Source organism: Streptomyces sp. NPDC026515 (assembly GCF_055567595.1).
This window is the reverse complement of the sequence record NZ_JBVHQD010000008.1, coordinates 361,600-387,901: the sequence shown is the minus strand read 5'-3', so window position 1 is coordinate 387,901 and position 26,302 is coordinate 361,600. Positions and strand designations below refer to the sequence as shown.

19 protein-coding genes are annotated in these 26,302 nt (G+C 71.6%); 11 read left to right on the top strand and 8 right to left on the bottom strand.

Going from position 1 to position 26,302, the window contains the following annotated elements; all coding sequences use genetic code 11:
* The first annotated feature begins 19 nt into the window (after positions 1 to 19).
* Complete coding sequence (locus ACZ4O3_RS19405; RefSeq protein ID WP_362729566.1) at positions 20 to 142, top strand: hypothetical protein; 123 nt, start codon at positions 20 to 22, stop codon at positions 140 to 142.
* Between the two features lie 186 nt (positions 143 to 328).
* The gene (locus ACZ4O3_RS19400; protein WP_362729568.1) at positions 329 to 2,302 is read left to right on the top strand and encodes an Ig-like domain repeat protein; all 1,974 of its coding nucleotides are present in this window, start codon (positions 329 to 331) and stop codon (positions 2,300 to 2,302) included.
* Positions 2,303 to 2,306: 4 nt separating this feature from the next.
* Here ACZ4O3_RS19400 and ACZ4O3_RS19395 read toward each other — a convergent pair whose 3' ends face one another.
* Positions 2,307 to 3,371, bottom strand: coding sequence for a hypothetical protein (locus tag ACZ4O3_RS19395; protein WP_467723166.1), 1,065 nt, complete (start codon positions 3,369 to 3,371; stop codon positions 2,307 to 2,309).
* A gap of 126 nt (positions 3,372 to 3,497) precedes the next feature.
* The gene (locus tag ACZ4O3_RS19390; protein WP_467723164.1) at positions 3,498 to 4,673 is read right to left on the bottom strand and encodes a PP2C family protein-serine/threonine phosphatase; all 1,176 of its coding nucleotides are present in this window, start codon (positions 4,671 to 4,673) and stop codon (positions 3,498 to 3,500) included.
* Positions 4,674 to 4,768: 95 nt separating this feature from the next.
* On the opposite strand from ACZ4O3_RS19390, the gene ACZ4O3_RS19385 reads away from it, so the two are divergent.
* Both ACZ4O3_RS19385 and ACZ4O3_RS19380 read left to right on the top strand, forming a co-directional pair.
* On the top strand, positions 4,769 to 5,209 hold the full coding sequence (locus ACZ4O3_RS19385; RefSeq protein WP_362727627.1) for a hypothetical protein: 441 nt from the start codon (positions 4,769 to 4,771) through the stop codon (positions 5,207 to 5,209).
* A gap of 367 nt (positions 5,210 to 5,576) precedes the next feature.
* Complete coding sequence (locus ACZ4O3_RS19380) at positions 5,577 to 6,554, top strand: hypothetical protein (RefSeq protein WP_467723264.1); 978 nt, start codon at positions 5,577 to 5,579, stop codon at positions 6,552 to 6,554.
* A 12-nt stretch (positions 6,555 to 6,566) separates the two neighbouring features.
* Here the strand turns inward: ACZ4O3_RS19380 and ACZ4O3_RS19375 are convergent, their stop codons facing one another.
* Complete coding sequence (locus tag ACZ4O3_RS19375; protein ID WP_467723162.1) at positions 6,567 to 7,919, bottom strand: aminotransferase-like domain-containing protein; 1,353 nt, start codon at positions 7,917 to 7,919, stop codon at positions 6,567 to 6,569.
* A 92-nt stretch (positions 7,920 to 8,011) separates the two neighbouring features.
* Between ACZ4O3_RS19375 and ACZ4O3_RS19370 the strand changes: the two genes are divergently transcribed.
* The 6 genes from ACZ4O3_RS19370 (at position 8,012) to ACZ4O3_RS19345 (ending at position 16,891) form a co-directional block, all read left to right on the top strand.
* On the top strand, positions 8,012 to 8,800 hold the full coding sequence (locus ACZ4O3_RS19370; protein WP_467723160.1) for an alpha/beta fold hydrolase: 789 nt from the start codon (positions 8,012 to 8,014) through the stop codon (positions 8,798 to 8,800).
* Positions 8,801 to 8,910: 110 nt separating this feature from the next.
* Positions 8,911 to 10,857, top strand: a complete 1,947-nt coding sequence (locus ACZ4O3_RS19365) for an FUSC family protein (RefSeq protein WP_467723158.1) — start codon at positions 8,911 to 8,913, stop codon at positions 10,855 to 10,857.
* 556 nt (positions 10,858 to 11,413) lie between these two features.
* Positions 11,414 to 12,727, top strand: a complete 1,314-nt coding sequence (locus ACZ4O3_RS19360) for a VWA domain-containing protein (RefSeq protein WP_467723157.1) — start codon at positions 11,414 to 11,416, stop codon at positions 12,725 to 12,727.
* Positions 12,728 to 12,858: 131 nt separating this feature from the next.
* Complete coding sequence (gene metG / locus ACZ4O3_RS19355) at positions 12,859 to 14,589, top strand: methionine--tRNA ligase (RefSeq protein ID WP_467723155.1); 1,731 nt, start codon at positions 12,859 to 12,861, stop codon at positions 14,587 to 14,589.
* A gap of 185 nt (positions 14,590 to 14,774) precedes the next feature.
* Positions 14,775 to 16,265, top strand: coding sequence for a polysaccharide pyruvyl transferase family protein (locus ACZ4O3_RS19350; RefSeq protein ID WP_362716481.1), 1,491 nt, complete (start codon positions 14,775 to 14,777; stop codon positions 16,263 to 16,265).
* 152 nt (positions 16,266 to 16,417) lie between these two features.
* Entirely contained in the window at positions 16,418 to 16,891 is a 474-nt protein-coding gene (locus ACZ4O3_RS19345) for a hypothetical protein (protein WP_362716478.1), read from the top strand.
* Between the two features lie 54 nt (positions 16,892 to 16,945).
* Here ACZ4O3_RS19345 and ACZ4O3_RS19340 read toward each other — a convergent pair whose 3' ends face one another.
* Complete coding sequence (locus ACZ4O3_RS19340) at positions 16,946 to 17,599, bottom strand: dioxygenase family protein (protein WP_467723153.1); 654 nt, start codon at positions 17,597 to 17,599, stop codon at positions 16,946 to 16,948.
* Positions 17,600 to 17,711: 112 nt separating this feature from the next.
* Entirely contained in the window at positions 17,712 to 19,475 is a 1,764-nt protein-coding gene (gene aspS / locus ACZ4O3_RS19335; RefSeq protein ID WP_362716475.1) for an aspartate--tRNA ligase, read from the bottom strand.
* 157 nt (positions 19,476 to 19,632) lie between these two features.
* Between aspS and ACZ4O3_RS19330 the strand changes: the two genes are divergently transcribed.
* On the top strand, positions 19,633 to 21,753 hold the full coding sequence (locus ACZ4O3_RS19330; protein WP_467723151.1) for a SpoIIE family protein phosphatase: 2,121 nt from the start codon (positions 19,633 to 19,635) through the stop codon (positions 21,751 to 21,753).
* A gap of 210 nt (positions 21,754 to 21,963) precedes the next feature.
* Here the strand turns inward: ACZ4O3_RS19330 and ACZ4O3_RS19325 are convergent, their stop codons facing one another.
* The 3 genes from ACZ4O3_RS19325 to ACZ4O3_RS19315 all read right to left on the bottom strand — a co-directional run bounded on the left by ACZ4O3_RS19325 (position 21,964) and on the right by ACZ4O3_RS19315 (position 26,229).
* Positions 21,964 to 22,995: an AI-2E family transporter gene (locus ACZ4O3_RS19325; protein ID WP_467723150.1), complete on the bottom strand. Its 1,032-nt coding sequence runs from the start codon at positions 22,993 to 22,995 to the stop codon at positions 21,964 to 21,966.
* A gap of 172 nt (positions 22,996 to 23,167) precedes the next feature.
* Positions 23,168 to 24,145 (bottom strand): pirin family protein, encoded by a 978-nt coding sequence (locus ACZ4O3_RS19320; RefSeq protein ID WP_467723148.1) that lies wholly within the window; start codon positions 24,143 to 24,145, stop codon positions 23,168 to 23,170.
* Positions 24,146 to 24,273: 128 nt separating this feature from the next.
* On the bottom strand, positions 24,274 to 26,229 hold the full coding sequence (locus ACZ4O3_RS19315; protein WP_467723146.1) for a YncE family protein: 1,956 nt from the start codon (positions 26,227 to 26,229) through the stop codon (positions 24,274 to 24,276).
* Positions 26,230 to 26,302: the final 73 nt, after the last annotated feature.

Sequence of the window (26,302 nt, the reverse complement as noted above, 5' to 3'; positions counted from 1 at the left end):
GACTCCCACCGCCCGTAGTGTGGCAGCTGCCGTGATCGCCGTCGCCGCGCTCATCACCGCGGCCAACGCGGGGCCCGCCAGAGCGTCGGACGACACCCCCCGTTCCACCGCGCCCGCCAGCGCCGAACACGCGCCGCGCTGACCCGGCCCGGCCGCCCCGGCGGGACGGCGCCGGCGGGCGACGGGAAATCCCCGGTGCTGGTTGTCAGTGGCATGACCTAGTCTTCACCGCATCCGTCACACGCGGCCCACAGCGCACGCACCCACGTGGGCCGCACTCCCGTGACGCCCACTTCATTCGATCCGGGGGGTTCGAATCAGCGTGCGTATGCGCACCCGCACCGTCACGGCCGCCACCACCCTGGCGGTCCTCTTCAGCTCCGCGGCCCTGGCCGCCACCACTCCGGCCTTCGCCGACACCAGCGCACCGCTGCCGATCAGGTCGACCGGTGACATCGTCGTCGACGGCGTCCACCAGCAGGTCTTCATCAGCGACCCGAGCAACGGCAAGATCGTCGTCACCGACTACTCGGGCACCGTGCTCAAGCAGCTGACGGCCAACCTGTCCGGGGTCACCGGCCTCGAACTGTCCGCCGACTCGGGCACGCTCTACGCGGCCGTCCGGGACCTGGACGCCGTCGCCGTCGTCGACACCGCGACGGACACCGAGACCACCCGGTACACGGTCGGCGACAAGCCGCGGAGCGTCGCCCTCGCGGACGGCAAACTGTGGTTCGGCTACGGCGGCGACGCCGAGGGCAACATCGGCTCGGTCGATCTGGCCGGCGACCACCAGGTCACCCTCGGCCAGGACGGCAGCTGGTACTCGGCGCCGATCCTGGACGCGGCACCGGGCACCGACATCCTGGTCGCCGGCGACCGCGACCTGAGCCCCGCCTCGCTGACCTCCTACGACGTCTCGTCGGGCAGCGCGGCCCAGCTGGCCCACATCCGCACCGACGGCAGCAACCTCGGCGACCTCCAGGTCACCCCCGACGGCAAGGACGTCGTGGTGGCGAGCGGAGCGCCGTACTACCACCAGGTCTACCGGACGTCCGACCTCAACGAGGACGGCAAGTACACCACCACCGCCTACCCGAACTCCGTCGCCATCGCACCCGACGGCACGGTCGCGGCCGGCAGCTTCGCCTGGTACGACCCGGACGTCTACATCTTCCATCCGGGCAGCAGCGAGGCGGTCCGCTCGTACGACTTCCCCAACACCGGTCACTCCAGTGGTGCCGACACCCTCACGGACGGCGGACTGGCCTGGGCGCCGGACGGCTCCCGGCTGTTCGCGGTGACGTACAACGACGCGGACGTCTACTCGCTGCGCGAGTACGACACCCCGGGCAAGGCGGCCACCACCGTCACCGTGAACGCCCCGGCGACCGCCACCCGAGCCAAGCAGCTCACCGTCACCGGCACCGTCTCCTCGACGGCCGCGCTGCCCGCCGGCACCCAGGTCACGGTCACCCGCACCGACCTGGACTCGCCGAACGGCAAGGCGCTGCCCGCCGTCACCGTCAAGGCCGACGGCGGCTACTCGTTCACCGACACCCCGCCGGCCGGCGGCAAGGTGACGTACCAGGTGTCCTACGCGGGCGACGCCGAGCACACGGCCGCCGCCGCCAAGGACACCGTGGACGTCTCCCGCGCCAGGCCGACGCTGACGCTGAACAACAACGGCAAGGTGTACGCGTACGGGCAGGACGTGAAGTTCACCGCCCACCTCGGGACGACGTACAAGAACCGCGCGGTGGAGATCTGGGCCGACCCGTTCGGCTCGGACAAGCCCGACAAGCTGGTCAGGTCCGGAAAGGTCGACTCGCACGGCAACCTGTCGGTCACCCTGGACCTCAGGCGCGACACCAGGGTCACCGCGAAGTTCACCGGTGACGCGCGCTGGCAGCCGCGGTCGGTGTCCAGCTCGGTGGGCGCGAAGGTCAGCATCTCCATGACCACGAGCGGCCAGTACAAGACGAAGAAGACCTGGGGCCACACCTACGCCCTCTTCCACAAGACCAAGAACCCGCGGTTCACCACCAAAATGCCGTACTACAGCGGCCGTGCGCAGCGGTTCGACTTCCAGGTCTACTACCAGGGCAGGTGGTACGCCGACGACTCGAAGTACTTCGCGCTGGCCACCAGCGGAATCTCCCGGGTCGAGTTCGCCGGCAGCCACAAGGGGGACGTGGGCCGGCGCTTCCGGGTCCGCTCCGACTACATCAACGGCACGTCCGGCGACACGGTCAACTCCACGACCTACGGCGCGTGGAAGTACTTCACCTTCACGAACTAGCGCGTCAGCTGGTCTGGAGCTGCTGAAGCTGCCGCAGGTGCTGCTGGACGTTCTCCAGCGCACCCTCCCGGCGGCCCGGCACCCTGAGTCTCAACTCCGCGAGCGCGGGTCCCAGTTCACGGGCCCGCGCCGCGTCCTTGATGGCCCCCCACTGATGGTGGGCCCGGTCCGCGGCCGTCTCGACGGACGGTGCGTCGGCCGGCTGCCCGGCGGCGAGCCGGACGTGCGCGACGGTCAGCCAGGTACGGCAGCTGCGCGCCGCGTCCCCGGCGAACATCGCCAGGTCGGCCCGCACCTCCGACCAGTGCAGGGCGTCCTCGGAGGCCGGTCCGTGCGCCCGCGCGGCGGCCTCCTCCCAGCGGGCGGCGAGCCCGTCGGCCTCCGCGTACCTCCCGCCCCGCGCGGCCGCGCTGATCGCGTCGTGCGGATCCCCGCTGTCCGGGGTGTGGGCGCTGAGCAGGATGCCGCTCGCCGCCTCGGCGCCGAGCCGCGCCAGCACCTGCTGGTGCAGCAGCACCAGCGGCGGCCGGTGCCCGCTGCGCAGCAAGGTCGCCACGGCCTTCATGTACGACGGCGCCGCGACCTCCCGGCGGGCCGGCGGCGGTGCGATCCGCCCGTACACCGCGTTGTTGCGCCCTGAGTCCAGCGCAACCGTTCGCAGCAGTTCCCAGGTCTCGGGGTCGGCGTGCAGGTCCAGGACGAGCGTGGTCGCCCCGGCCGGCCGCAACCGCAGCTCCTCGCGGATCCAGTGCCAGGGCAGGCCGGTGTAGCGGACGGTGGCGGGCGTGGTCCGGGCCAGCGCCAGATGCGGCAGCCGCTGCCTGCGGTCCAGCTGGAGCTGGCCCGTGACGAACACGGTGAGCGGGCCGGGGGCGGCCGCGGCGGCCCGCAGCCGGGTCAGGACCGCCTGCGGTTCCAGGGGGTCGGCGAGTTCCACGACGTTGGCGGTGTCGGTGCCGGAGAGTATCGCCGGGGGCACGGCCGCGAGCACGGGGAGCACGGAGGCCGCGTCCACCAGGCGCCCCCTGCCCGTCGGCGAGGCCGCGAGCAGCAGCACGGTTCCGGGCATCGGCCCTCCCCCTTTGTTCCCCAGGTCCATTTACGTCAGCACGTTAACCGCTGCGCCTGCAAAGCGGGCGGGTACGGGGGAGGTTTGGGGTGCGATGGGGGGTCGTGAGCCTCGCCCCGTGACCGGTCAGGGCGCCGTCGTCCGGCGGATCGCGAAGATCGTGGTGTCGTCGGAGAGACGCCCCCGGGTGTGCCGGAGCACGCCGTCGCGGACGTGGGCGACCAGGAGGGCCGGGTCGGCGGTGCCGGCCCGGGAGGCCTCCTCGGTCAGTGGGTAGAACTCGCCGTCCGCGTTCCTCGCCTCGGTGACGCCGTCCGTGGTCACGAGGAGGGTCTCGTCGGCGGCGAGGGCGATCGTGCGGGTCGGCGGGGGACCCGGTTCCGTCACCAACTCACCCATGCCCAGCGGCAGTCCGTCGCCCGGCGGCAGCGCTCGTACCCTCGTGGGGCGCACCGCGAGCGGCGGCTCGTGGCCGAAGTTGACCATCTCCACCGCGTCCGGCTCGCCCGGCCGGAAGCCCAGCAGCACCGCGGTGGCGAAACGGTCGCCGTCGTCGCGGCCCAGGGCGACCGTGAGGCCACGGTGCCGGAGCATCCGGGTCTCGAGCCGGCCGGCCACCGTCGCCAGGTCCTTCTCGTGATAGCCCGCCTCACGGAACGTGCCCAGCAGTGCGGCCGCCGCCTCCACCGCCCCCAGCCCCTTGCCCTGCACGTCCCCGACCAGCACCCGGGTGCCGTGCGGGCCCGGCTGGATGTCGTAGAAGTCGCCGCCGACCCGGGCCACCGTGTCGGCGGCGAGATACACCTCCGCGTGGTCCAGCCCGGCCCAGCCCGGCGGCAGCGGACGCAGCACGGTACGGCGGGTCGTCTCGGCGATGTCCCGCATGTGCAGCATCCGCCGCTCGCCGCCGGCCCGGACCACGCAGGCGAGGACGGCCAGCAGCCCGGCGAAGGCGACCAGGATGAAGTTGGGCAGTCCGGCCTGGTACTCGTGCGGCCAGAGGCTGTCCACGACGGCGTAGTCCAGGGCGGCCAGCACCGCGTAGACGGCCGTCACCCAGACCCCGCAGATCGCCGCCGCGATCCCGGGAACCAGCACGATCCAGGAGATGATCCGGAACCGTTCGGAGGTGGTGAGGTCGACAGCCGTGATCCCGGCCAGCAGCAGCAACGGCGCCGCCCAGGAGAAACTCCGGCCCCGGACCCACTCCAGGGGCTGTCGGCGCCGCGGATCCTGCCGCCGCCGCGGGGCCGCGTGGTCGGTCACGACAGCCAGGGAACCACGCGCCGGTACCCGGCGCATGTCGTGCCGCCGCGCAGACCCCGGATGGCCGACTTGCCAGGGGGTACCCGCAGGTGTGCCCTGGAAGCTGGGGGCGAGGAGAGAGGAGCACTCTCATGGCTCAAGCGGCACCCACGACCGGCGGTACGTCCCGGCGCGGTCCCACGCCCGACATCTTCAGCCCGCACACGCACCTGATGGGCAGGATGGCGTTCCCGATCGTGACCGGGCTGATCTACGGCTACTGGGCGGCCTCGAACCGGCGCAGCGGCGGTTCCATCACCGGCTGGAACCTGCTGTTCGGCTTCGTGACCGCGATCGTCTTCGCGCTGGTGCTGTTCGCCGTGCTGACCATCGCCCCGCGGCTGCGGCGGGAGGTGCACGCGCTGGTGTGGACGGCGTTCATGGGAATCGCCTTCGGCTTCCTGTACAGCCAGAGCGGAGAGTCGGTCCTGCGCTCCACCGGCATGTCCCTGGCGGTCGCGGCGGTGACGTTCATCGTGATGTTCTACCGGTTCTACACGCACGAGGACGCGGTCGGCCATCGCATCCGATGACCGTCCCGACCACGCGTGGGCCCCGGCCACCGCGGCCGGGGCCCACGCGTTCCCCTATTTCCCTTGCGGGTGCTTCCCTCACGGGTTTCCCCTCACCAGCCGCCGGGCCGCCGAAGGCACCCGGCGACATCCCTGCGAAGCCGCGCCGGCCGTTCCACCGGCCAGGACGGCTCCTCAGCACCAGGAAACACCCGTTCGGGCCAACCCTCCACCGGAGCGCGGCACCCCACGGGTTTGCGGCGCCCGGAGGGCCGCTTCGGACGCCGTGTCGTCCGTTCGGCTCCACCTGACGCCCTGCCGTGCCCCGGATGCAGTCCTACCGGTCGCCACACCTGACCTCAGGGGTTTGCCTGGAAGCGTGCCCCCAGTGCCCCCCGCGCCCACAGGGCCCGCGCGGCCGGTACGGCGCATCCGGGCCGCACGTCTCCGCAACGCCCTGTCGGCCCTGCTGATCGTGCTGTCCTGCCTGCTGCTGCCGTTCGGCGCGCTGGCGGCCTGGGCGGCGTACGGGCTCGCGGACACCGGACAGTACGTCAGCTCGATGGCGCCGCTGGCCGACGACCCGGACGTCCGGGACGCGGTGGCGGACACCGTCGGCGAGGGCATCATGCGCGAGGTGGACGTCGGCCGGCCGATGCAGGCCACGGTGGCGCCCTTCGTCCGCGAGGCGGTGCGCTCGTTCACCCAGACCCGGGCGTTCCGGCTGGCCTGGGACGCGGGCAACCGGGCCGCCCACGACGCGATCCTGTGCGCGCTCCAGGACGAGCGCGAGGAGGCCGTGACCGTCGACCTCGCGCCGGTGACCGCCCAGGTCAAGGACCAGCTCACCCAGGACCATGTGCCGCTCGCGGCCCGTATCCCGGTCCAGCACACGGCCGTCGCCGTCCTTCCGGCGGCGGAACTGGACCGGCTCCGGAAGGGGTTCCACGTGCTCGAAGTAGCCGGCTTCTGGCTGCCTGTCGCGGCCGCCGTCTTCGCGGTCGGCGGTATCGCCGTCGCCGTCCACCGCCGCCGTGCGGTGCTCGCGACCGCGGCGGGCACGGCGCTGGGCGGCGGCCTGCTGGGGCTCGCCCTCAGCGTCGGCCGCCGGCTCACCCTGGCCGGCCTGCCACCCGACGTCTCGCACCCGGCGGCGGCCGCGGTCTACGACGCCCTGACGTCCACCCTGCGCACGGTCTCCTGGCTGCTGCTGGGCCTGGGCCTGACGGTCGCCGCGCTGGCCTGGCTGGGCGGGCGCCTCCGCCGGCGTCCGGACCCCGGGCAGGAACCGGCCCCCGGGACCCCCGACGCCGCGTCCGTCCACCCGGATTCACAGCCCGCCGGCCAGAACATGCCCATCACCTGACCCGCTCCCCGGCTACGAGGGACTGCCGGCCCGAAGCTCCCGGGGATGCCGCGCCGCGAGTTCCGCGAGTGTGCGCAGCGCCCCCACCAGCTCGGGTTCGGCCGCCGAGGCGAGCGCGAGCCGTACCGCGTCCGGCGTCCGCTTCGGGTCGGCCCGGAAGGCGGTGCCGGGCGTGATCCCGATGCCGAGCGCCGCCGCGGCCGCCGTGAAGCCGTCCGCCCGCCAGGGCGCGGGCAGTTCCCACCAGGCGACGTACCCGCCCGGGTCGGCCCGGACGGCGAACCCGCCCAGCAGCTCGCGAACGAGCCTCTGCCGCCGCCTGGCCTGCTCACGTTTGGCCGCGACGAGCCGCGCCACCGTCCCGTCCCCGATCCACCGCACGGCCGCCTCCAGCGCGAACGCCCCCGGCCCCCACCCTCCGGACCGCACAGCCGCCGCCACCGCGTCCACCCGGCCCTCGGGCACGACGGCGAATCCGACGGTGAGTCCGGGCGCGACCCGCTTGGAGAGCGAGTCGACGACATGGACGAGGCCCGGTGCGAGCGCCGCGAGCGGCGGCTCGGGGCCGGTGTGCAGAAACGACCAGACCCGGTCTTCCACCACCGGCAGGCCCAGGTCGTCCACACACCTGGCGAGTTGGAGCCGCCGCTCGGCCGGCACGGTCAGGGACGTCGGGTTGTGCAGGGTCGGCTGGAGGTAGAGGGCGGAGAGCGGGGCGGACCGGTGCGCGGCGCGCACCGACTCGGCGACGGGCCCCTCGGCGTCCGTCCGCACTGGGACGAGCGTGACGGAGAGCCGCTCCGCGACCTCCTTGACCAGCGGATACGTCAGCGGCTCGACCCCGACCCGACCGCCCGGCCGTACCAGCGAGGCCAGGGTGGCGGCGACGGCCTGCCGGGCGTTGCCGGTGAAGAGGACACGGCCGGGGGCGGGCCGCCAGTCGCCGGTGGCCAGCAGCGCGGCGACGGCCTCCCGGGCCCGCGGGGTACCGTCCGCGGCGCCGGTGCGCAGCGCGTCACCGAGGGCGTCCGGCCGCAGCAGCGGGGCGAGCGCGGGGGCCAGCAGCTCCGGCTGCCCGGGCACCGAGGGGTAGTTGAGCTCCAGGTTGACGCGGGCGGTGCCGTCCTCGACCAGCGCCCGCCCCTGCGGGGTGACCTCGGTGGCCCGGACGAAGGTGCCGCGGCCGACCTCGCCCACCACCAGCCCGCGCCGCACCAGTTCGGCGTAGACCCGCCCGGCGGTCGAGGCGGCGATCCCGTGCCGCCGCGCGAACGCCCGCTGCGGAGGCAGCCGTTGCCCGGTCCGCAGCCGTCCGCGCGCGATGTCCAGCGCGATCCGGTCGGCGATCCCCCGGAAATCGTCCACGTCCCGTCCCTCCCGTCCCTCCCCTGCCGGCATTGCACCGAGGGCAAAGATCTTATTGCACCGAGAAGTTGGCCACGCCTAGGGTCGTCCGCATGCCCCCCTTCCTCGCATACGACGACGATGACCCACAAACCGCGCTTACCCCCCTGCTGCTGATCCACGGCCACCCCTTCGACCGCACGATGTGGCACCCCCAGCGCACCGCCTTCGCCGCCTCCCGCCGGGTCATCGCCCCCGACCTGCGCGGCTACGGCGCCTCCCCGGTCACCCCCGGCCGTACCCCGCTCGCCCGCTTCGCCGCGGACCTCGAGGACCTGCTCGACGCGCTGGACGTGCGGACCTGTGTCGTCGCGGGCCTGTCGATGGGCGGCCAGATCGCCATGGAGTGCTACGACCGCTTCGGCGCGGACCGGCTACGGGGCCTGGTCCTGGCGGACACCTTCCCCGCCCCGGAGACACCGCAGGGCCGGCGGGCCCGCAACGCCATGGCCGACCGCCTGCTCCGCGAGGGCATGCGGGGCTACGCCGACGAGGTCCTGGAGAAGATGGTCGCGCCGCGAGCCCGTCCGGAGGTGAAGGCCCACGTGCACCGCATGATGACGGCCACCGACCCCCAGGGCGCGGCGGCGGCCCTGCGCGGCCGGGCCGAACGCCCCGACTACCGCCCCCTGCTGACGAAGGTCACGGCCCCGGCGCTGGTGGTGGTCGGCGCCGACGACGCGTACACCCCCGTCCGCGACGCCGAGGCCATGCACGCCCTCCTGCCCGACGCCACCCTCCGGATCATCGACGCGGCGGCCCACCTGCCGAACCTGGAACGGCCGCAGGAGTTCAACCGGGCGTTGGGCGAGTTCCTGGCACGGGTCGACGAAGGACCGTGATCGCGGCCCGGACGACGCGGCACCCGGCCGCGGAACCGGCCGGCGCGCCGCGCCCCCGTCGTGGGGGGGCACACTCCACCGGCGCCGGCGCCGGCCCCGATAATGAGCACATGCCCCGCGAGTTCCCCATCGGCCTCACCCCTCCCGACTGGCTGGTAAGGAACCTCCGGCCCGAGCAGGCCGCCCCCCTGAACTGGCCCGCCCTGGCCCGCGCCGCTCTTGCCATGGCACTCCCGCTCGCCGCCGGGCTCGCCGTCGGACAGCCCGCGTACGGCGCGCTCGCCTCCATGGGCGCCCTGTCCGGGGTCATCGGCGACACCGCCGACGCCTACCGGATGCGGATCCTCAACATCGCGGTCCCCCAGCTCTTCGGCGCCGCCGGTGTCACCGCCGGCGCACTGGTCTACGGCCAGGGCTGGCTGACGGTGGCCGTGATCACCGGCATCGCGCTGATCTCCGGGATGATCTCGACGATCGGCGCGGTCTCCTCCGTCTCCGGCCTGCTCCTGCTGCTCAACTCCGTGATCGGCGCCGGCCTGCCCATGCCCGGCGCCTGGTGGCTGGCCCCGGTCCTGATGACCGGCGGCGGTCTGCTGGTCCTCTTCCTGGCCCTGCTGGCCTGGCCGCTGCGCTCGGGCGTACCGGAACGCTCGGCGGTCGCCGCCACCTACCGCACGGTCGCGGACCAGCTCACCGCCATCGGCAGCACCGACGCCGAGGAATACGACCGCGCCCGGCACACCGTCACCGAGTCGCTGAACGAGTCGTACGACCTGATCCTGGCCCGGCGAGCCCGGTACCGCGGCCGCAGCCGCGACCTCACCCGCATGCTGGCGCAGCTGAACGCCATCACCCCGGTGGTGGAGGCCGCACCCGCCGTCCGGATCGCCGGAGAGCGGCTGCCGCCCGAGATCCCGGCGGCCGTGCACCGCATCGCCGACGCCATCGACACCGGGTACACCGGCCCGCTGGAACTCGACCTCCCCGAGCCGCGCAGCGAGACCGGCCGGGCCGTCGACCACTCCCTGCGGCACCTCACCGAGGTCGTCACCAGCCCCGACGTCGACCCGCGCGGCATCGACGACCGCCTCGGCCGCCCCGCCGCCCTCGGCATCCGCACCTCCCGCGCCGCCCGCAACGTGGTGCTGTCCGCCAACTCCTGGCGCTACGGCATCCGCCTCGCCCTGTGCATCGGCATCGCGCAGGCGCTGGTGTCCCTGGTCCCGGTCCCGCGCTCCTACTGGGTCGCGCTCACCGTCACCTTCGTCCTCAAGCCCGACTTCGGCTCGGTCTTCTCCCGGGCCCTGCTGCGCGCGCTGGGCACGGTGGTGGGCCTGGTGGTGGCGGCGACCGTGCTCATGCTGGTGCCGCGCGGCTGGTGGGACATCCCGGTGATGATGGTCCTGGCCCCGCTGATCCCGGCCCTCACCCCGCGGGGCTACGGCTCTCAGACGGCCGCCGTCACCCCGGTGATCCTGCTGCTCTCCGACATACTGAACCACCAGGGCACCGGCCTGCTCCTGCCGCGCCTGCTGGACTCCCTGATGGGCTGCGGGATCGCCCTGACCGCGGGATACCTGCTCTGGCCGGAGAGCTGGCGCACCCGGGTCGGCGACCGGCTCGCCAACGCGGTGGCGGACACCGCGGCCTATGTCGACCTGGCCTTCGAGCAGGGCGCGGACCCGGCGGCCCGTGCCCGGATGCGCCGCCGCCTCTACCGCGACCTGTCCACGGTCCGTACGGAGTTCCAGCGCGCCCTGACCGAACCGCCGCCGGCGGGACGGCGGGCGGCCGCCTGGTGGCCGCTGGTCGTCGCCGTGGAACGCATCGTCGACGCGACGACGGCGGCCCGGGTCCGGGTACGGCACGGAGCACCGCCCCCGCCCCGCGCCGAGGTGGACCAGATCGCGCTGCAACTGCGTGAGTTGGCGGACGGCGTCCGCGAGGCGGACACCCTGTTCGCGGTCCGCACCGACCTCACGGGCCCACCGGACAGCGTCCTGGAACCACTGCGCCAGGAAGTGGCGGCGGCCCGGGCGATCACGTCCCCGCACTAGGTCCCGCGGAGGGGACTTGGGAAGGGGCCCGGAGCTGGACCGCCCTACGCCCGACAGGAGTCATCGACCCTCCCCAAGATCGCAACCTGGGGCCGCTAACCTTACGTGTCCGTCCTGGCCAGCGATTGACGGGTATCAACTCACGCGAAGGGTTGCGCACATGGGCATTCTCACTCTCCTGCGGAACGCATTCGGCCGGTCGCGAAAGCCGCGCCCCGCCGAGGCAGAGGGTGCAGACCAGCTCCCCTCGCAGCCGACGCCGGCACCGGCGTCGAAGCAGGAAGCACCTGAACCGGCCACCTCGGCGGTGGTCCCTGAACCCCGCCCGGCAGACACCGACGAGCACGACCTGGTGACTGCGGCTTTCGACAACGTGACCGTGCCGAAGCAGGCATCACGAACGATCGAACCGGAAATCGAGGTAACGCCGGAAACCACGGCAGAACCGACCCCCGAGCCGCCGGCAGGGGCGGAGACAGCAGCCGAGGCCGAAGCAGTGGCCGAAGCGGAAGCAGTGGCCAAGGCCGAGGCTGAAGCAGTGGCCGAGGCTGAAGCAGTGGCCGAGGCTGAAGCGGTGGCCGAAGCCGAGGCCGTCGCCAAGGCCGAGGTGACGGCTGAGCCGAAGGCGGAGGCCGAAGCGGAGCCGGAGGCCATGCCTGCCGCCGAGATGGAGCCCGCCGCTGAGGCAGCGCCCGAGCCGGTGGCTGAGGCGACCCCGGAGCCGCAGGCCGAGGTGACGGCTGAGCCGAAGGCGGAGGCCGAAGCGGAGCCGGAGGCCATGCCTGCTGCCGAGACGGAGCCGGAGGCCGAGGCCGCGCCCGAGTCCGCCGCTGAGGCGACCCCGGAGCCGCAGGCCGAGGTGACGGCTGAGCCGAAGGCGGAGGCCGAAGCGGAGCCGGAAGCCATGCCTGCCGCCGAGACGGAGCCCGCCGCTGAGGCAGCGCCCGAGCCGGTGGCTGCCGCCGAGACCGAGGCCGTGGCTGAGGCAGCGCCCGAGCCGGTCGCCGAAGTGGTGGCCGAGCCCGAGGTGGAGGCGGAGCCGGTTCCGCAGGCTGTTGTCGAGCCGGAGGTCTCCCAGGAGGCCGAGGGCGAGCCCGGCACCGAAACGCTTCCGGAGCCCGCCCCCGAAGTCGCTCCCGCCGCGGCCGCCGACGGCGAGTCCGCCCCGCAGGGGCCACCCGCACCCGCCGACGAGACCGTCACGGGTGGTGCGGGTGGGAACAACCCCGCCGAAGGCGGAGACGACGACGCCGCAGCCACCGCCCTCGCCAAGGCCGGCCTGACCGGCACCCACGCCGTCACCTACCTCGTCCTCGACCGCTCCGCGAGCATGCGCGCGTACTACAAGGACGGCTCCGCCGCGGCCCTCGCCGACCAGACCCTCGCCCTCGCCACCCGCCTCACCCCGGACGGCGGGACCCCCTCCGTGCACGTCGTCTTCTTCTCCACCGAGGTCGACGGCACCACGGATCTCACCCCCGCCTCCTCCGAGAACGCGATCGACGAGGCCCACGCCGGCCTCGGCCGCATGGGCCGCACCAGCTACCACGCCGCCGTGGGAGCCGTACTCGCCCACTACGACAAGAACGTCGCCCCGGAGGCCCCCGACACCCCGGCCCTCGTCGTCTTCCAGACCGACGGCGCCCCCGACGCGAAGACCCCGGCCACCCAGTCCCTCACCGACGCCGCGAAGTCGCACCCCTCGGTGTTCTTCTCCTTCGTCGCGTTCGGCGAGCACGAGAACAAGGCCTTCGACTACCTCCGCAAGCTGAAGACCGCCAACGCGGCCTTCTTCCACGCGGGCCCGACCCCCCTGGAGCTCACGGACGCCGAGCTCTACGACGGCGTACTGATCGACTGGCGCCCGTAGCCCCTTCCCGAGCCCCTCCCGTGCCGCCCGCCTCTCACCCCGTAAAACGGGAGGCGGGCGGCATACACATGTCGGCTACGATTTCAAGGTTCGCAAAACCAGCAGCAAGACCGACCTGGGAGCAGCCCCCGATGGCTCGACACCTCATCACCAGCGCCCTTCCGTACATCAACGGGATCAAGCACCTGGGCAACATGGTGGGGTCCATGCTCCCGGCGGACGTGTACTCGCGGTACCTCCGCCAGCGCGGCCACGAGGTCCTCTACATCTGCGCGACGGACGAGCACGGCACCCCCGCCGAACTCGCGGCCAAGGAGCAGGGCCTCCCGGTCGACGAGTTCTGCGCGCAGGCCCACGACGCCCAGAAGGCGGTCTACGACGGCTTCGCGCTCGCCTTCGACTACTTCGGCCGCAGCTCCAGCGCCGAGAACCGCGAGATCACCCAGCACTTCGCCCGCCGCCTGAACGAGAACGGCTTCATCGAGGAGCGGTCGATCCGCCAGGTGTACTCGCCGGTCGACGGCCGCTTCCTGCCGGACCGCTACGTCGAGGGCACCTGCCCGCACTGCGGCTACGACAAGGCCCGCGGCGACCAGTGCGAGAACTGCACCCGCGTGCTCGACCCGACCGACCTGATCAACCCGCGCTCGGCGATCTCCGGCTCCACGGACCTGGAGATCCGCGAGACCAAGCACCTCTTCCTCCTCCAGTCCAAGCTGGAGAACGAGGTCCGCGAGTGGGTCTCGAAGCACGACAAGGACTGGCCGCAGCTGGCCTCCTCCATCGCCCACAAGTGGCTGACCGAGGGCCTGCACGACCGCGCCATCACCCGCGACCTGGACTGGGGCGTCCCGGTCCCGGCCGACACCTGGCCGGAGCTGGCGGCCGAGGGCAAGGTCTTCTACGTCTGGTTCGACGCCCCGATCGAGTACATCGGCGCGACGAAGGAGTGGGCAGACGCCGCGCAGGAGACAGACCAGGACAACCGCGACTGGAAGTCCTGGTGGTACGACGTCGACACCGACGTCCGCTACACGGAGTTCATGGCGAAGGACAACGTCCCGTTCCACACGGTGATGTTCCCGGCCACCGAACTCGGCGTGCGCGAGCCGTGGAAGAAGGTGGACTACGTCAAGGCCTTCAACTGGCTGACGTACTACGGCGGCAAGTTCTCCACCAGCCAGAAGCGCGGCGTCTTCACCGACCAGGCCCTCGCCATCCTCCCCGCCGACTACTGGCGCTACTTCCTGATCGCCAACGCGCCCGAGTCGGACGACTCCTCCTTCACGTGGGAGCACTTCACGGCCACGGTGAACAAGGACCTGGCCGACACCCTCGGCAACTTCGTCAACCGTGTCCTGTCCTTCTCCAAGAAGCGCTTCGGCGAGGAGGTCCCGGCCGGCGGCGAGCCGGGCGAGGCCGAGGCGAAGCTGGGCGAGCAGATCGCGGAACTCCTCGCGGAGTACGAGTCGCACATGGAGTCCCTCCAGTTCCGCAAGGCCGCGGCCGCCCTGCGCGCCCTGTGGTCGGCCGGCAACTCCTACCTGGAGGAGAAGGCCCCCTGGCTGGAGATCAAGACGGACAAGGACGGCGCGGCCCTGACCCTGCGCACGGCGATGAACCTGATCCACCTCTACGCGGTGGTCTCGGAACCCTTCATCCCGGCCACCGCGAAGATCATGCGCGAGGCGTTCGCCCTGACCGGGGACACGGCCACCTGGGCCACCCCCGCCGAGGCGAAGGCGCTGGCCTCCGTCCCCAGCGGCACCCCCTTCACGGTGCCCCCGGTCCTCTTCGCCAAGCTCACGGACGAGGACCTGGAGACCTACAAGGAGCGCTTCGGCGGCGCGCCGGCCGAGTAGTCCCCACACCGCACTCACCACGCGTACCGCACGCACCGCACGCACCGGACGCACGCACCGTCGAAGGCCCGGCAGGAGGCCCCCCTCCGCCGGGCCTTCGGCATGAGGTAAGTCCGGGGAAAGAGACCTATCAGACTCTTACTCCTGCTTCACCCCGCGTTTACCACCGGGATAGTGTGCCGTTCGTGAAACGAATTCTGATCCGTTCCGGGAAGAGCCCGTTCCGTGTCGCCACTCCGGCGGAGTTCATCCACCAGGATCTGATCGGAACGAACACCGGGAACCTGCTCTTCAGCGACTCGGCCCACAAGATGCTGACCACCCCGGACACCGAGGTGACGTCGAACGGCATCCGCACCGACCCCTCGGCACGACGGGCCGCGGAGATCAACGAGCAGTACGACGCCTTCGTCGTCCCGCTCGCCAACGCCTTCCGCCCGACGTTCCACGCGTCCCTGGACCGGCTCACCACACTGATCGAGCAACTCACCATCCCGGTCGTGGTGTTCGGCGTCGGCGCCCAGGCTCCCGCGGACTACGACACCGGCTGGCTGGAGCCGATGGCGGACTCGGTCCGCCGTTTCGCCCGCGCCGTCCTGGACCGCTCCGCCTCCATCGGCGTACGCGGCGAGCTGACCTCGGACTACCTCAAGGGCCTCGGCTTCAAGGACGTCGACATCATCGGCTGCCCGTCGATGTTCCTGTACGGCGACACCTTCCCGGAGATCCGGGCCACGGAGCTGACCGCCGACTCCCGTATCGCCCTCAACCTGTCGCCGGACGCGATACCCGTCGGCGACATATCGGGCCTCGCCCGGCACGCGTGGGAGCGCTACCCCCACCTCGCCTACTACGCGCAGAACACCGTCGACGCGGAACTGCTGATGTGGGGTGACACCTCGCCGGAGTCCGGGCACACCGACGCCTTCCCGCTCCAGCTCAGCCACGCCCTGCTCCAGGAGAACAAGGTCCGCATGCCGCTGGACCCGGCTACCTGGATCGACGAACTGCGCGGCTACGACTTCGCCTACGGCACCCGTATCCACGGCAATGTCGCCGCCCTGCTGGCCGGCACCCCGAGCGTGGTCCTCACCCACGACTCACGCACCCTCGAACTGTGCCGTTACTTCGACATCCCGCACCGCCCGCTCACCGAACTCGGCGCGGACACCGACCCGCGGGAGCTGTACGAGGACGCCGACTTCTCCGCGATGCTCAAGGGACACGGAGAGCGCTTCGAGCGCATCATCGCCTTCCTCGACCGCAACGGCCTGGAGAACACCTACACCCACGGTGACGGCGGCGCCGCCTTCGACGCCCGGCTGGCCGGCCTGGACCTGCCCGCCTCGATGCCGGTCTGGGACGGCGGGGACGACGGCCAGATGCGGTACCGGGTCAGCCGGCTGCGCGAGCGGATCACCGCGGCCGACGCGAAGGCCGACCGGCACGCCAAGGAGAACCGGGAGCTGCGCTCCCGGCTGACCACCGCCGAGAAGCGCGCGACCGAGACCACCCGCCAGCTCGCCGCCCTGCGCAAGGAACTGGCCGCCGCCACCAAGCAGCTGTCCGCGGTGGAGCGCCGGGTCACCGGCATCGACAAACGCCTTCTGGTCCGCCTGGGGCCGGCCCTGCGCCGCCGTGTCCGCCGCACCAAGCCCAAGACCTCCCAGGACTGAGCCCGGCGCCGGCGCTCCGGCCGGCCGACGGGCCGGAGCACGGTCCACCGGACTGGTGAACGCAGTGGCATTTTCGGCAGAATCAGGTGAACATCCCGGCGGGGTGGCACCCACGTTCCCGCATGTCCACAACACATCCGTATGGTTTCGCCATGGCACCTGAGCTCATCCCGATCGCCTACGAGCCCCACGGCCGTACCGAGGCCATCGGTCACTACACCGACGGACAGTTCCTGGCGTCGGTCACCTACGCGTTCCCCGAGGGGTTCCGGCTCGACGAGGGCTGGGAGGAGCAGAAACGGCTCTACTCGGTGCTGCATCTCTTCGACGCCGACGGGCACTACCGCGACTCGCAGATCTGGTGCGCGGGAAGCTGGGCCGAGCAGCAGCGCGATCCGGACGGCGCCGGCTCGGTACTGGCGCGGGCCCGCGCGCACATGGCGAACATGCTGCGCAGCCTGCCGAGGCGCACGTACACGGACATCGCGATACGCCCGTTCCAGCTCACGGTGGACGGCGTGTTCTTCGGCCTGGTCGCCAAGGAGGACGACGACGGAGGCTGGGCCGAGCTCTACCCGGACCACCTGGGCTTCGGCGAACCCTGGGACGGCCGGTACGACACCTGACCCACCACCGCCGGAACGCCCGGGACGTCCGTCGCCGGGTCCCGGGCGCCCGTCTCAGCCGTTGTTCGTCTGGTCCGGCTCCACGCCCACCGTCCGACGGGCGCGGACGCCGCGGGTGATGTGGTGGCGGTCGTACTCGAGGTGGAGCAGGCCGCTCTCGTGCCCGTTGTCCGTCCACTCGCCGTCCACGTGCACCTTGACGTGGATGTGGACGCACCGGCCCTGGTACCAGCCGGGGAAGACGGTCTTGAAGGTGACCTGCCCGTGCCGGTCCGTGTGCCAGGTGCCGCGCAGGTAGCGGGTGTCGTCGGTCGGCTCCTGGTGTCCGCCGCCACCGCCGGGCGGTGGCCCGTTGCAGTGCCAGATGTCCACGGCCGCGTTCCTGAGCGGCGTGCAGGTCTCCGCGTCGATCACCTTGAGGGTGAGGTGCAGGGGGATGCCCTCCTGGTCCTCGGTGACGTCCCGGCGGAGCTTGTCGGCGTCGATGCAGTAGGGGCCCTCGACCAGTTCGGAGGTGAGCGTGTAGCAGCCGTCGCGCGGCTCCGGCACCGCCGGGTTCCTCTCCCCGGCCACCGCGTTCGCCGCGAAGGTGCCGCCCAGGCCCATCGCCGCGACCACGCCCGTTCCCGCCGCCATGGCCTTGCGGCGCGTCAGTTGTGTTGCTCCGTGACCCTGTTGGGGCCGCGCGAGCAGCTCGTCGTCTGTCATGGCGCTGGAAGGTAGGTGCGCATCCTGTCAACGACCTTATAAGACAGCCCCCTTGCGCACTCTCGTGCACAAGGGGGCTGGAAATCGACGACGGCCCGCTCGGGCCCGCTCGCTACTTCGGCTGCGGCTTCCTGATGGTCAGGTGCAGTTCGCGCAGGCGGGCCTCGTCCAGCTCGGTCGGGGCGCCCATCATCAGGTCCTGGGCGTTGCCGTTGAGCGGGAAGGCGATGGTCTCGCGGATGTTGGGCTCGTCGGCGAGGAGCATCACGATGCGGTCCACGCCCGGGGCGATGCCACCGTGCGGCGGGGCGCCGAAGCGCAGCGCGCGGAGCATGCCGGCGAACTCGCGCTCGACGGTCTCCTCGTCGTAGCCCGCGATGCCGAACGCCTTGAGCATGATGTCCGGCTCGTGGTTCCGGATCGCGCCCGAGGACAGCTCGACACCGTTGCAGACGATGTCGTACTGCCAGGCCAGGACGTCCAGCGGGTCCTGGGTCTCCAGGGCCTCCATGCCGCCCTGGGGCATCGAGAACGGGTTGTGCGAGAAGTCGATCCGGCCGGTCTCCTCGTCCTTCTCGAACATCGGGAAGTCGACGATCCAGCAGAACCGGAAGACGTTCTCCTCGAAGTGCCCGGCGCGCTTGGCGGCCTCGACCCGCACCGCACCCATGATCTTGGAGACCTCGTCGAACTCGCCCGCGCCGAAGAAGACGGCGTGACCGGCGGCCAGCTGGAGCCGCTTGGTCAGCTCGGCGACGTTCTCCTCGGTGAGGAACTTCGCGATCGGGCCGGACAGCGTGCCGTCCTCGGCGACGCGGACCCAGGCCAGGCCCTTGGCACCCTGCGAGACGGCGAAGTCACCGAGCTGGTCGAAGAACTTGCGGGGCTGGTCCTGGACCGCCGGCACCGGCAGCGCACGAACGTGCTTGCCGGCGAAGGCCTTGAACTCCGAGCCCTCGAAGATGTCGGTGATGTCGACCAGCTCCAGCTGGGCGCGCAGGTCCGGCTTGTCGGAGCCGTACTTCAGCATCGACTCGCGGAACGGGATCCGCGGGAACGGCGAGGTGACCTCGTGGCCGCCGCCGAACTCCGTGAACAGCTCGGTCATCAGCTGCTCGATCGGGCGGAAGACGTCCTCCTGCTCGACGAAGCTCATCTCGACGTCGAGCTGGTAGAACTCGCCCGGCGAACGGTCGGCGCGGGCGTCCTCGTCGCGGAAGCAGGGCGCGATCTGGAAGTACCGGTCGAAGCCGGAGATCATCAGCAGCTGCTTGAACTGCTGAGGGGCCTGCGGCAGCGCGTAGAACTTGCCCGGGTTCAGGCGGGACGGCACCACGAAGTCACGGGCGCCCTCGGGGGAGGTCGCGGTGAGGATCGGGGTGGCCATCTCGTTGAAGCCGAGGGCGACCATCTTGTGGCGGATGGCCGAGATCACGGCCGTACGCAGCATGATGTTGCGGTGCATGCGCTCACGGCGCAGGTCCAGGAAGCGGTACTCCAGGCGCCGCTCCTCGTTGACCCCGTCCTCGGCGTTGATCGTGAACGGCAGCGGGGCGGCCGCGCCGAGCAGCTCGACCTCGCCGACCTCGACCTCGACCTCGCCGGTGGGCAGGTCGGCGTTGATGTTCTCGGCGCCGCGGGAGACGACCTTGCCGTCGACCCGTACCGTCGACTCCTTGCTGAGCTTGTCCAGGGCCTCGTAGGCGGGCGTGCCCGGACGTGCCACCAGCTGGGTGATGCCGTAGTGATCGCGCAGATCGATGAAGAGGATGCCGCCCAGGTCGCGCCGATTGTGCAGCCAGCCACTCAGCCGGACGTCGGTGCCGACGTCAGAGGAGCGGAGCTCGCCGCAGGTGTGGGACCTGTACCGATGCATCGTGGTTCATCCAGCCTTCGCGGATCGGGGTGTGGTGTCAGCCTGGTGTTTCACGTGAAACACCACCCAGCGTACCGGGCCCCCCAGGGCCGACTCTCCCCATTAGCAGGTGGATGATCAGTAGCTTTTTTCAATCCCATCTTCCTAAAGTGGGGCAATGCGAACTGGCGAGCCCCTGCCCGCCGTGGAGGACGTACTCGCCGCCCTCGCGACCGGGCTGTGGCACTGGGACACGGCCACCGGGCTGGTCACCGCGGATGCGGAGGCGGCGCGGCTCATCGGGCTGCCGGCCGAACCCTCCCTCCTCTCGGAGGCTCTGGTCCGGTCCCGATTCCACCCCGTGGACTGGAACGAGAACACCAGCATCACCCGGCTGGCCGCCACTGAGGGCACGCTCGGCGAGGTACGGCTGCGGGTCATGGACGAGCGGGGCCGGCTGATCCGTACCGTACGCAGCCGTTTCCGGCCGGTGTACGACTCCAAGGAACGCGTCTACCGGGTGACGGGGACCATCCAGGAGGTCTCCGAGCCGTCCCCCGGCACCGCCGCGCAGCATCCGGTCACCGGCGACTGGCGGCGCTCCCGGGAGGCGTTCCTGCTGGACGCGGGGAGGGCGCTGGCCGAGGCGCGGTCCACCGAGGAGGTGCTGCGGGTCGCCGGGGGCCTGTCGATGCCCGGGTTCTCCCCGGAGGGGCTGGCCGTCTTCGGCCTCAAGGGCGACCGGCTGACGATGATCGGGCACCACGGTCAGCAGATCGACGAGGACAGCCCCTTCAGCAACATGCCCCTGGACACCGACTACCCGGCGGCGGAGGTGGTACGGACCGGGCGGGCCGTGTATCTCTCCTCCCCCGAGCAGTACAGGTCCCGCTACCCGGTGACCTGGCCGCTGGCCGAGCGCTTCCACCGCCGGTCCTGGGCCTTCCTGCCGCTGACGGTGGCGGGCCGGACCATGGGCGCCTGGATGGCCGGGTTCGCCTATCCGGTGTCGTTCACCCCCGACGAGCGGTCCGTGCTCACCACGGTGGCCCGGATGCTGGCGCAGGCCCTGTCCCGGGCCGGGGTCGCCGACTCGGAGCGGGAGCTGACGGACGGGCTCCAGCGGTCCATGCTGCCCATGCTCGGCCCGGAGATACCGGGCATGGACGTGGCCGCCCGCTACATACCGACCGGCGGCGGGCTCCAGGTGGGCGGCGACTGGTACGACATGATCCCGCTGCCGTCCGGCCGGTTCGCGCTGGTCATCGGCGACGTCCAGGGTCATGACGTACGGGCCGCCGGACTGATGGGGCAGCTCCGGATCGCGCTGCGCGCCTACGCCTCCGAGGGGCACCGCCCGGACGCGGTCCTCTCCCGGGCATCCCGTTTCCTGCACGGGATCACCTACGACGAGACGATCACCGACACGCGCTTCGCGACCTGCCTGTACGTCGAGACGGATCCGGCGAGCGGAGTCCTGGAGATCGCCCGTGCGGGGCATCTCGACCCGTCGATCCGGATGGCCGACGGCACGGTGCTGCGACGGCCGACGGCGGGCGGGCTGCCGCTCGGCATCGACCCGGACGCGGACTATCCGACCACCCGGTTCACCCTCGAACCCGGCGAGATCATGATGCTCTGCACCGACGGTCTGATCGAGACCGGCGGCCATGACATGGAGAGCGGCTGGCAGCGGGTCCGGGCGATCATGGAGGACCACGACGGCGACCTGGAGAAGATGGCCGACGCCCTGGTCCAGGCGGTGCACGGCCCCTCCTCGCACCACACCACCGGGCCGCTGGCCGACCGCCGCGAGGACGACATCGCAGTCCTGCTGCTGTCCCGGCCGGGCCAGGGGCGGAGCGACGAGCCGCTCGCGGTACGGCCCCGGGTCCGCCGCACCCTGCTGTCGGTGGCCCAGGACGAGCCCGAGCGGATCGCCGAGGCCCGTCAGCAGCTGCGCGAGCTGCTGCACGACTGGGACTCGCCCGACCAGGTCGACTCGGCGGTGCTGCTGATCTCCGAGATGCTCACGAACGTGCTGGTGCACACCGACGCGGACGCGCTGCTGCTCGCCGAGGTCTGGGGACAGGCCCCGGAGCGCCGGCTGCGGGTCGAGGTCACCGACGCCGGCGACGACCTCCCGCACAAGCGCCGCCCCGGCGAGCTGGCCTCCTCCGGCCGCGGCCTGGTCCTGATCGAGCTCCTGGCGCAGGCCTGGGGCGTCGACCCGCGCGGCAAGGGCAAGAGCATCTGGTTCGAGCTGCACGAGAGCGACGGCGAGCCCGACCGCTGCTAGGGCCTGTCGTTTGGATCAGGTCGCAGGACAGCGACGGTGCTGATCGGTGCCGGTGAGCGGGGTCTGGTGCGTGTGCTGCAAGGCGGAGGAGGGCGTCGACGCGGTGGGCGCACCTCCCGGCCGAGGGCCGGGGGACGCCTGCGGCCGACGGCAACGCCGCAGACACGCCTGCCGGCCCCCGCGTCTGCGGCATGATCCAAACGACAGGCCCTAAGCGTTCGCGTACCGTGCGCGCAGTTCGTGGACGATGCCGAAGGCGGCCGCGGTGAGCGGTACGGCGAGCAGCATCCCCAGGATCCCGGCCACGGAGGCCCCCGCGGTGATCGCCAGCATCACCACCGCCGGATGCATCTGCACGGTCCGGCTCTGGATCACGGGCTGCAGCACGTGCCCCTCGAGCACCTGCACGGCGAGTACGACGCCGAGCGCCCACAGCGCGATGACGAAACCCCGGTCGGCGAGGGCGACCAGTACGGCGACGGCCCCGGAGATGAAGGCGCCGAGGTAGGGGATGTAGGCGAAGACGAAGACGAGCGCGCCGAGCCCGACCGCGCCGGGGACCCGGAGGATCAGCAGACCGGCGGTGATGCAGACCGCGTCGATCAGCGCGATGACGGTCGTGCCGCGCATGAACCCCTCGACGCCCTCGAAGGCGCGGCGCGCCATGGCCTCCAGCATGTCGGCGCTCTCGCCGGGTGCCACGGCCCGGAGGGAGTCGACGAAGAGATGCGAGTCCCGCAGGAAGAAGAAGACGAGCAGCAGGGCGAGCACGGCCACGGCGATGCCCTCGCCGACCACGCTCACGCCGGTGATCACGTTGGAGACGGCCGTCCCGCCGAACTTGCCCAGCAGTTCCCTGGCGTTGCCGGCGACGTCGTCGAGCGAGGTGCCGGCCGTGCCGAAGTGCCGGGCGAGCGACTTCGCCGCGTTCTTGAGGGACGAGGTGATCTGCGCGCCGGTGTCGATGAGCGCGGCGACGACGATGTACACCGCCCCGCCGACCACGGCGACGACGGCGACGCAGGTGAGACCGGCGGCCAGGGAGCGCTGGACGCCGACCGTGACGAGCCGCCGGTACAGGGGCCCGAGCAGGGCGGTGCCGAGAAGGGCGAGCAGTACCGGGGTGACCGCGGTGCGGAACTCCGAGCAGAGCCGGATGCCGACCCAGCCGACCCCGGCGGCCAGCAGCAGCACGCCGCACCAGGCGGCGAACCGGCGCACGGGCTCGGGCAACAGGGACACGCGTCCAGCGGATCATGCACGGCCGCCGCATGCCCTGCCGTACACCCCCTGCCGGGTGAACACGGCGGCCAGGCAGGCAAGAGGCAGAACGAGAGGGAGAAAGGGGAGAAAGCGGGGAAGGAGAGAGGCCCGGCGCGGTGGTCGCGCCGGGCCTCTCGGAGCCACGGGTCCGTTACGCCTCCGGGCCGGTCTCCGTCATGCCGTGCACCGCCGGGATCGTGCCCAGGCGGCCCTTCTGGAAGTCCTCGAAGGCCTGCATCAGCTCGTCCTTGGTGTTCATGACGAACGGGCCGTAGTGGGCCATGGGCTCGCGGATCGGCTGCCCGCCGAGGAGGACGACCTCCAGGTCCGGGGTGTGCGAGTCCTGCTTCTCGTCCGCGCGGACGGTCAGCGAGGAACCAGCGCCGAAGACGGCCGTCTGGCCGAGGTGGATCGGGCGGCGCTCCACACCCACCGCGCCCTTGCCGGCCAGCACGTAGGCCAGCCCGTTGAAGTCCTCGCGCCAGGGGAGCGTGATCTCGGCGCCGGGGGCCAGCGTCGCGTGGATCATGGTGATCGGGGTGTGCGTGACACCGGGACCGGTGTGCCCGTCCAGCTCACCGGCGATGACCCGCAGCAGCGCGCCGCCGTCGGGGGTGGTCAGCAGCTGGACGTTGCCACCGCGGATGTCCTGGTAGCGCGGGGCCATCATCTTGTCCTTGGCCGGGAGGTTCACCCACAGCTGGAGGCCGTGGAAGAGACCGCCGGACATGACCAGGGACTCCGGCGGCGCCTCGATGTGGAGCAGGCCGGCGCCGGCCGTCATCCACTGGGTGTCGCCGTTGGTGATGGTGCCACCCCCGCCGTTGCTGTCCTGGTGGTCGAAGATGCCGTCGATGATGTAGGTGACGGTCTCGAAGCCGCGGTGCGGGTGCCAGGGGGTGCCCTTGGGCTCGCCCGGCGCGTACTCCACCTCACCCATCTGGTCCATCATGATGAACGGGTCGAGGTGGCGGTAGTTGATCCCCGCGAACGCCCGGCGTACCGGGAAGCCCTCGCCCTCGAAACCGCTCGGCGCGGTCGTGACGGTGAGCACGGGACGGGCCACGGCGTCGGCCGGTGCGGCCACCCGGGGAAGGGTCAGCGGGTTCTCGACGGTCACTGCAGGCATGTTGGCTCCTCCTTGTACGCCCACTTTAGTTGAGCGTTGAACTTTCTGCCACCCCTAACGGCGAAGGCCCGGAGGACATTCCCTCCGGGCCCGGTCACCGCCGACCAGTGGATCGCTGGATCAGTGGATCAGTTGCTGAAGTAGAGGTACTTCCAGCCGCCGTACGTCGTGGAGTTCACGGTGTCGCCGGACGAGCCGTTGACGTACACCGAACGCATCCGCGCCCGGATGCCGGACTGGCCGGGAGCGCCGAGCCGCACGGACGTCTTGCCGCTCGTACCCAGCTTGAAGTACTCGGAGTCCGACGAGTACCACCGCCCCTGGTAGTAGACCTGCAGGTCCAGGCGGTGCTCGCGGCCCGGGTAGTAGGTCATGGTCGTGTTGAACACCGGATCGGTGTTCTTGTGGAACCAGTAGTACGACGTCGAACCGATCTTCGCCGTCTTGTAGTGCCTGGACAGCGAGGTGGAGATCCTGACCCGCGCGTACGCCGTGGCCTTCACGGTCTTCGGGGCGTAGCGGGCGTCGCCGTCGAAGACCGCGGAGACGGCCGTGTCCCGGGTCATGTCCACCCACGCGGCGATGTTGCCGTGGGAGTCCACCTTGCCGGTCTTGATCAGCTTCTTGCCCTTGTCACCGCCGAAGGGGTCCGCGTAGATCTTGACCGAACGGTTCTTGTACGTCGTCCCGAGGTGAGCGGTGAACTTCACGTCGGTGCCGTAGTTGTAGAGCTTGCCGTTGTTGTTCAGGCTCAGGCCGGTCGCCGCACGCGAGACCGCGACCTTGTCGGAGGCGGAGACCGCGGTGTGCGCGGCGTCGCCCGCGTAGCTCACCTTGTACGTGACCGTGCCGCCGGCCGGCGGGGTGTCCGAGAAGGAGTACGTGCCGTCCGCCTTGACCGTGACGGAGGCGAGCGCCTTGCCGCTCGGCGACTCCAGGTCGGTGCGGGTGACGGAGAGCCTGGTGCCGGCCGCCAGCGGGACCGTGGCCGAGATCTTGCCGGTGACGGTGAGCTTCTTGGCCCGGGTCGCCGAACTCGGGGCGTTGACCGTGAGCGCCGGCACGTTGAGCGTCGGCTGCGTCAGGACCTTGAGCGTGAAGGTGCTGCCGCTGGGGACCATCGCGAAGATCCGCGAGGAGTCCGGCGCCCAGCGCACGGTGCTGCCCGGCCAGTCGGAGGTCGAGCCGACCGCGTAGGTGCGCAGCGGCTTGGTGGCGTTCGGCCGGTAGACCGAGACCTTGCCCGCGGTGGTCTGCGCGACCAGACCGTCCGCCGCCACGTCGGCGCCCCAGCCGCCCGGGTAGGCACCGGCCTTGCTGAACTTCCCGTCCGCCCACGCGTCCCGGTCGGTGCCGTTGACCAGCACCTGGTCGGCGCCGGGGACGAGATCGATGTCCCCGATGCCGCTGTTCAGGCTGTAGTCGGCGTCGTACCAGGCGGTCACCTTGGCGGTGCCGTCCGAGACGTCGAGGACCGCCATGGAGTCGGTGGAGATGCCGGTCTCCCCGACGGCCAGCAGGCCCGGCCGGGTCGGGTCGGTGTCCAGCAGCGCCTGGCCCCAGATGCCCACCGACGTGCCCTCGGTGGGGAACTGCGCCATCGCCACCGGGTCGGTCCCGCCCGCCGGGTCCACCGCCGGGTCGATGGAGCCGATGTCGCCGTCCCACTGATCGCCGTACGAGAACCACGCCTTGCCACCGGCGAAGGCCAGGTGGCGGGGACCGGTGTCGGTCGGGATGGTGTACGTCGCCTTCAGGTCCAGCGTGGCCGCGTCGAGAGCGACGACCTGGTGGGTGTTGGGCAGGGCCGCGTAGACAGTGGTGCCGTCGTCCGACAGGGCCAGGTCGCTGACACTGCCGAAGCCGGTGTGCGAGTCGACGAGGGTGCCGCTGTAGTCGGCCGCGAGAACCCGGCCGTTCGCGGCGTCGCCGACGAACACCCTCTGGAGGGCGCCGTCCACGACGAGACCGCCGTTGTTGGTGACGGTGGCGCCGGCCGCCGAGGCGGTCCCCGCCGCAACGACGCTCAGTGCCGCCGAACTGAAGAGGACCGCGAGCGAGGTCGCGACCGAAATGCTGCGCATGCGCACAGTGATGAAACCCCCAGTGCATACCCGGGTTCGCCGGGTGGATGAGAGCGCCGCGCGACGCCCGTGC

Excerpts from the sequence above, each read along its gene's own strand:
- aspS (WP_362716475.1), bottom strand. The coding sequence starts at position 19,475 with ATGCATCGGTACAGGTCCCACACCTGCGGCGAGCTCCGCTCCTCTGAC.
- ACZ4O3_RS19315 (WP_467723146.1), bottom strand. The coding sequence starts at position 26,229 with ATGCGCAGCATTTCGGTCGCGACCTCGCTCGCGGTCCTCTTCAGTTCG.
- ACZ4O3_RS19400 (WP_362729568.1), top strand. The coding sequence starts at position 329 with ATGCGCACCCGCACCGTCACGGCCGCCACCACCCTGGCGGTCCTCTTC.
- ACZ4O3_RS19340 (WP_467723153.1), bottom strand. The coding sequence starts at position 17,599 with ATGACAGACGACGAGCTGCTCGCGCGGCCCCAACAGGGTCACGGAGCA.
- ACZ4O3_RS19330 (WP_467723151.1), top strand. The coding sequence starts at position 19,633 with ATGCGAACTGGCGAGCCCCTGCCCGCCGTGGAGGACGTACTCGCCGCC.
- metG (WP_467723155.1), top strand. The coding sequence starts at position 12,859 with ATGGCTCGACACCTCATCACCAGCGCCCTTCCGTACATCAACGGGATC.
- ACZ4O3_RS19385 (WP_362727627.1), top strand. The coding sequence starts at position 4,769 with ATGGCTCAAGCGGCACCCACGACCGGCGGTACGTCCCGGCGCGGTCCC.
- ACZ4O3_RS19390 (WP_467723164.1), bottom strand. The coding sequence starts at position 4,673 with ATGCGCCGGGTACCGGCGCGTGGTTCCCTGGCTGTCGTGACCGACCAC.
- ACZ4O3_RS19365 (WP_467723158.1), top strand. The coding sequence starts at position 8,911 with ATGCCCCGCGAGTTCCCCATCGGCCTCACCCCTCCCGACTGGCTGGTA.
- ACZ4O3_RS19320 (WP_467723148.1), bottom strand. The coding sequence starts at position 24,145 with ATGCCTGCAGTGACCGTCGAGAACCCGCTGACCCTTCCCCGGGTGGCC.
- ACZ4O3_RS19345 (WP_362716478.1), top strand. The coding sequence starts at position 16,418 with ATGGCACCTGAGCTCATCCCGATCGCCTACGAGCCCCACGGCCGTACC.
- ACZ4O3_RS19370 (WP_467723160.1), top strand. The coding sequence starts at position 8,012 with ATGCCCCCCTTCCTCGCATACGACGACGATGACCCACAAACCGCGCTT.
- ACZ4O3_RS19395 (WP_467723166.1), bottom strand. The coding sequence starts at position 3,371 with ATGCCCGGAACCGTGCTGCTGCTCGCGGCCTCGCCGACGGGCAGGGGG.